The sequence below is a fragment of the Amycolatopsis rhizosphaerae genome (assembly GCF_007713715.1).
In the GTDB taxonomy this organism is placed as follows: Bacteria; Actinomycetota; Actinomycetes; order Mycobacteriales; family Pseudonocardiaceae; genus Amycolatopsis_E; species Amycolatopsis_E rhizosphaerae.
Window position 1 is genome coordinate 1 of the sequence record NZ_VJWX01000584.1, and the last position, 4205, is coordinate 4205.

A 4205-nucleotide genomic window follows, 5' to 3' on the forward strand; every position below is an offset into this window, starting at 1 on the left:
AACTGATCGCCCGCAACATTCCGGGCGCGCGGTTCGAGGTCGTCGAACAGGCGGCGCACCTGGGCAGCTACGAACAGGCGGAGACGTTCACGGAGTTGATCATGAGGCATTTCAAGGAGGTCGCGTGAGCGACAACGTGAGCGACAACGTGAGCGACGAGGGGTACGAGGCGGGGATGACGGTCCGGCGGGAGGTGCTGGGGGACGCGCACGTCGACCGCGCCATCGCCGGAACCACCGAATTCACCCGGAAGTTCCAGGACTACATCACGCGCGCCGCGTGGGGGTCGATCTGGACCAGGGAGGGGCTCGACCGCCGCACCCGCAGTTGCATCACCCTCGCGGTGCTCACCGCACTGCACTGCGAGAACGAGATCGCGATGCACGTCAAGGCCGCGATCACCAACGGCCTGACCCCGGACGAAATCGGCGAAGTGCTGCTGCACACCGCGGTGTACGCCGGGGTGCCCGCCGCCAACGCGGCCTTCGCGATCGCCCAGCGGACCCTCGCCGAGCTCGGCGAGCCGACCGCACAACCGCAGTGACGGCCGCGCCGGACAAGCCACTTCCCGGCATTCTTCCGGCGCTGAACTAGGGTGAGCGGTATGGACGAGCGCGCGGCACATCACGTGCAGTCCCTGGATCGCGGGCTGGCGGTGATCAGGGCCTTCGGTAAGGGCACTCCCGAACTGACACTGTCCGATGTGGCCCGTCTGACGGGACTGACCAGGGCCGCCGCCCGCCGGTTCCTGCTCACCCTGGTGGACCTCGGCTACGTCCGTACCGACGGCAAGTACTTCTCGCTCACCGCGCGCGTACTGGAACTGGGTTACGCGTTCCTGGCCGGCATGACCCTGCCGGACGTCGCGCAGCCCCACCTGGAGCGGCTCTCCGCCGAGGTGCACGAGTCGAGTTCGGTGTCGGTGCTGGAAGGGACCGACATCGTCTACGTGGCGCGCGTTGCGGTGTCCCGCATCATGACGGTCAGCATCAACGTCGGCACCCGCTTCCCCGCGTACGCGACCTCGATGGGGCATGTGCTGCTCGCCGGGCTCGACACCGACGGCCTCGCGGCCTACTTCGAGGAGGCCCAGCTCGACCGGCTCACCTCGCACACCCTCACCTCACCGGCGGCGCTGCGGGCCGAACTGGCGAAGGTGCGCGAACAGGGCTGGGCCATGGTGGACCAGGAACTGGAGGAGGGGCTGCGCTCGGTCGCCGCGCCGATCCGCGACCGGCGGGGCACCGTGATCGCCGCGGTGAACCTGTCCACCCACGCCAGCCGGAACACCCGCGAATCGGTGGAGGCGGACCTGGTTCCCCCGTTACTGGCCGCCGCCCGGCGCATCGAGGACGATCTCGCGGTGGCCCCGGCACAGGCGTGTCGTGGCTAGCTGCGCGGGGCTGCTGCTGGCGGCCGGAGCCGGACGCCGGTTCGGGCGGCCGAAGGCACTGGTCGAACTGGACGGCGAACCGCTCGTGCGCCGCGCGCTGCGGGCGCTGACCGACGGCGGCTGCGCGCCGGTCCGCGTGGTCCTCGGCGCCCGCGCCGACGAGGTGCGGGTGCTGCTGCCGGACCCCGCGGTCTCGGTCCGCGCCCCGGACTGGGCGGACGGGATGGGCGCCTCGCTGCGGGTGGGCCTGCGTTCGCTGCCGGAGGCCGACGCCGTGCTCGTGCATCTGGTCGACCTGCCCGGTGTGGACGCGCGAGTGGTCGCGCGGCTGGCCGCGCTCGCCTCGCCCGAGATCGTCGCGCGGGCCTCCTACCAGGGCGTACCGGGACATCCCGTGCTGTTCGGCCGTCGCTGGTGGGAAGAGATCGCGGACGGCGCGCGGGGAGACCGCGGGGCCAGGGACTGGCTGGCCGGACGGGAGGACCTGCGCCTGGTGGACTGTTCGGATCTCGGCACCGGCGGCGACGTGGACACGCCGGCCGACCTCAACCCGTAGGCTGGGTGCTTGTGACGGTCAACTCTCCTGAAGACCTGGCGAAAACGCTCGAAACCACCGGCTACCTCGCCGACGAGGGCGTGGCCACGGCGGCGTTCCTCGCCCTGCGGATGCAGCGGCCGCTGTTCTGCGAGGGCGAGCCCGGTACCGGTAAGACCTCGCTGGCGGTGGCGCTGTCCCAGTCGCTGGAGTTGCCCCTGATCCGCCTCCAGTGTCACGAGGGCATCGACGCGTCGCAGGCCCTCTACGAATGGGATTTCCCGCGTCAGCTGCTTCACCTGCGCGCGCTGGAGGCCGCCGGGCACACCGTCGACGTCGACGTGGCCGAGCAGTCCCTGTACACCGAGCGTTTCCTGCTGGCCCGGCCGTTGCTGCGGGCGCTGACCACGGCCCCGTGCGTGCTGCTGGTGGACGAGATCGACCGCGCCGACGACGAGTTCGAGGCGTTCCTGCTGCAGCTGCTCGACGAGAACGTGGTGACCATCCCCGAGTTCGGTGAGGTGCGGGCCGCCCAGCCGCCGCTGGTGATCCTGACCTCCAACCGCACCCGCGAGGTGCACGACGCGCTCAAGCGACGCTGCCTCTACCACTGGCTCGAACACCCGGACCTGCCGCGGGAGATCGCGATCCTTCGGCGGCGCCTGCCCGGGATCGGCGAGCGGCTGGCCACCCAGGTGGCCACCGCGGTGCGCCGGCTGCGGGAGCTGGAGCTGCTCAAGCCGCCCGGGGTCGCCGAATCCCTGGACTGGGCACAGGCACTGACCGCACTCGGCCGCGACGAACTGGACGCCGAGACCGCCGCCCGCACCCTCGGCGCCGTGCTCAAGTACACCGAGGACATGGACCGCGTCCGCGCCAAACTCGACGCTTTACTGTCCTAGAAGCGATTTGCGTGGCGGTGCGGGTCAATTCACCACGTCGGCGCTGTCCTCGCGAGGGGCCACGTCAGAACCCGCGGCGGTGCAAGTTGAGCGGGTGCTGCAAGCGGCTCCGCCGCTTGGGAAAAGACGACCGCTTCATTGGGAGTCCCTAGCTGGGGAGGGTGTGTTCCAGGCGGAGGAGGTGCTCGATGAGGGCGCCGGGGTGGCCGGGGGCCAGGTGGATCTCGGCGTCCCGGCCGGTGCCCACGGTGTAGTTGAGGTAGCGGCCCCAGTCGGTGTCGGCGTAGTGCAACGGCTGTTCCAGTCGGGTGTACCGGTTGAGCTCGTCGCGGCGGCCCACGTACAGCTCACCGGAGCCCGAGAGCGGACGGCGAAGCACGTCGACGAGGTCTCGCACGTCCCGGCCGGGGGTGCGGTTCTCCCGGGCGGCGTCTTCGAGGTCGGCGACGCGGATGGTCAGGGGGCGGCCGCCACCGGCGTGTCTCTCGGGCAGTTCGGCGATGAGGGTCTCGGGCAGGCGGTCGCGGGGGGCCGGCCGCAGCGCGATCCCGTCGCCGACGCGGACCGCGACGATGCCCTGCAGCCCCCGAGCCGCGGCCAGCACGCCGTAGGTGCGCTCGCCGTCGTGTACCCAGCCGTAGTACTCCAGCGAGGGCCGGGTCAGCAGGGGGAGCCAGTCCAGGAAGTCGGCGTCGAGGCGTCCCCGGCGGTCGAGCAGTCCCGCTTCCGCGAGCGTGTCCAGCATCTGTTGGCGCGCCGCGGCTTTCTCCGTGTCGCTGAGCCACAACGGTTCCGGGCTCAGCACCAGGTGCAGGGTGCCGGCCTTCTCCTGCTCGACGGCCCCGGCGAGCGCCGCGAGCGGCAACGAGAGGTAGTGACCGGTCGCAGGCCCCATCGCGCCTCGCCGCCTACTCGCCGATGACGGGCGGGGTGGCGCGGACGTCGCTGCCGAAGACCGAATCGGGGTCGGCCTCCAGCAGGTAGTCGGGACGCTGGTGTTCCTGGTCCTCCTTGCCCTTGCCGCGTTGCCCGGCAGCACCGGCACCCATGGGGGAGCCGCCCGCGGTCCTGGCCGCGCCGCGGCTCGCCGCGGCCTCCTCCGCCGCCAGCGTGCGGCCCAGTGAACCGGCGTCGCTGCCGCGACCGGCGCCGAGTCCGCGCCCGCTGCCTTCCCCGGCCGTCGCGCCGCCGCGGCCTCCTCCGCCGCCACGGCCGCCGCTCTCGGCGTCGCCGCCCAGCAACCGGCCCGCGGCGCTGTTGCGCCCGGGCCCGCCGCCGGTCGGCGGTGTCCCGCCGGGGCCGGTACCGGTGCGGTAGGAGGACCCGCCGCGTTCGGGGTCGGAGGTGGGGCAGTAGCCGTTGGCCTGGCCGGGGA

At 72.1% G+C, this 4205-nt stretch carries 5 protein-coding genes and 1 pseudogene; 4 read left to right on the top strand and 2 right to left on the bottom strand.

All coding sequences use genetic code 11. From position 1 onward, the window contains the following. The first annotated feature begins 148 nt into the window (after positions 1-148). From pcaC to FNH05_RS33640, 4 genes are read left to right on the top strand one after another with little or no spacing between them, the layout of a single operon-like run. A complete protein-coding gene (pcaC, locus tag FNH05_RS33625) occupies positions 149-544 on the top strand; it encodes a 4-carboxymuconolactone decarboxylase (RefSeq protein WP_144592892.1) in 396 nt (131 codons plus the stop codon). A 60-nt stretch (positions 545-604) separates the two neighbouring features. Further along, positions 605-1393, top strand: a complete 789-nt coding sequence (locus FNH05_RS33630) for an IclR family transcriptional regulator (RefSeq protein WP_144592888.1) — start codon at positions 605-607, stop codon at positions 1391-1393. Beyond that, positions 1386-1949, top strand: coding sequence for a nucleotidyltransferase family protein (locus tag FNH05_RS33635; protein ID WP_144592889.1), 564 nt, complete (start codon positions 1386-1388; stop codon positions 1947-1949). The genes FNH05_RS33630 and FNH05_RS33635 overlap by 8 nt, the downstream gene beginning before the upstream one ends. Positions 1950-1960: 11 nt before the next feature. Further along, on the top strand, positions 1961-2830 hold the full coding sequence (locus FNH05_RS33640) for an AAA family ATPase (RefSeq protein WP_144592890.1): 870 nt from the start codon (positions 1961-1963) through the stop codon (positions 2828-2830). A 148-nt stretch (positions 2831-2978) separates the two neighbouring features. Here FNH05_RS33640 and FNH05_RS33645 read toward each other — a convergent pair whose 3' ends face one another. Continuing rightward, positions 2979-3725 (bottom strand): ESX secretion-associated protein EspG, encoded by a 747-nt coding sequence (locus FNH05_RS33645; protein ID WP_144592891.1) that lies wholly within the window; start codon positions 3723-3725, stop codon positions 2979-2981. A 13-nt stretch (positions 3726-3738) separates the two neighbouring features. Continuing rightward, positions 3739-4205, bottom strand: a pseudogene (locus FNH05_RS38505) (hypothetical protein); the annotation flags it as partial.

What these genes read in the sequence shown, in the direction of transcription:
- FNH05_RS33630 (WP_144592888.1), top strand. Translation starts at nt 605, where the DNA reads ATGGACGAGCGCGCGGCACATCACGTGCAGTCCCTGGATCGCGGGCTG.
- FNH05_RS33645 (WP_144592891.1), bottom strand. Translation starts at nt 3,725, where the DNA reads ATGGGGCCTGCGACCGGTCACTACCTCTCGTTGCCGCTCGCGGCGCTC.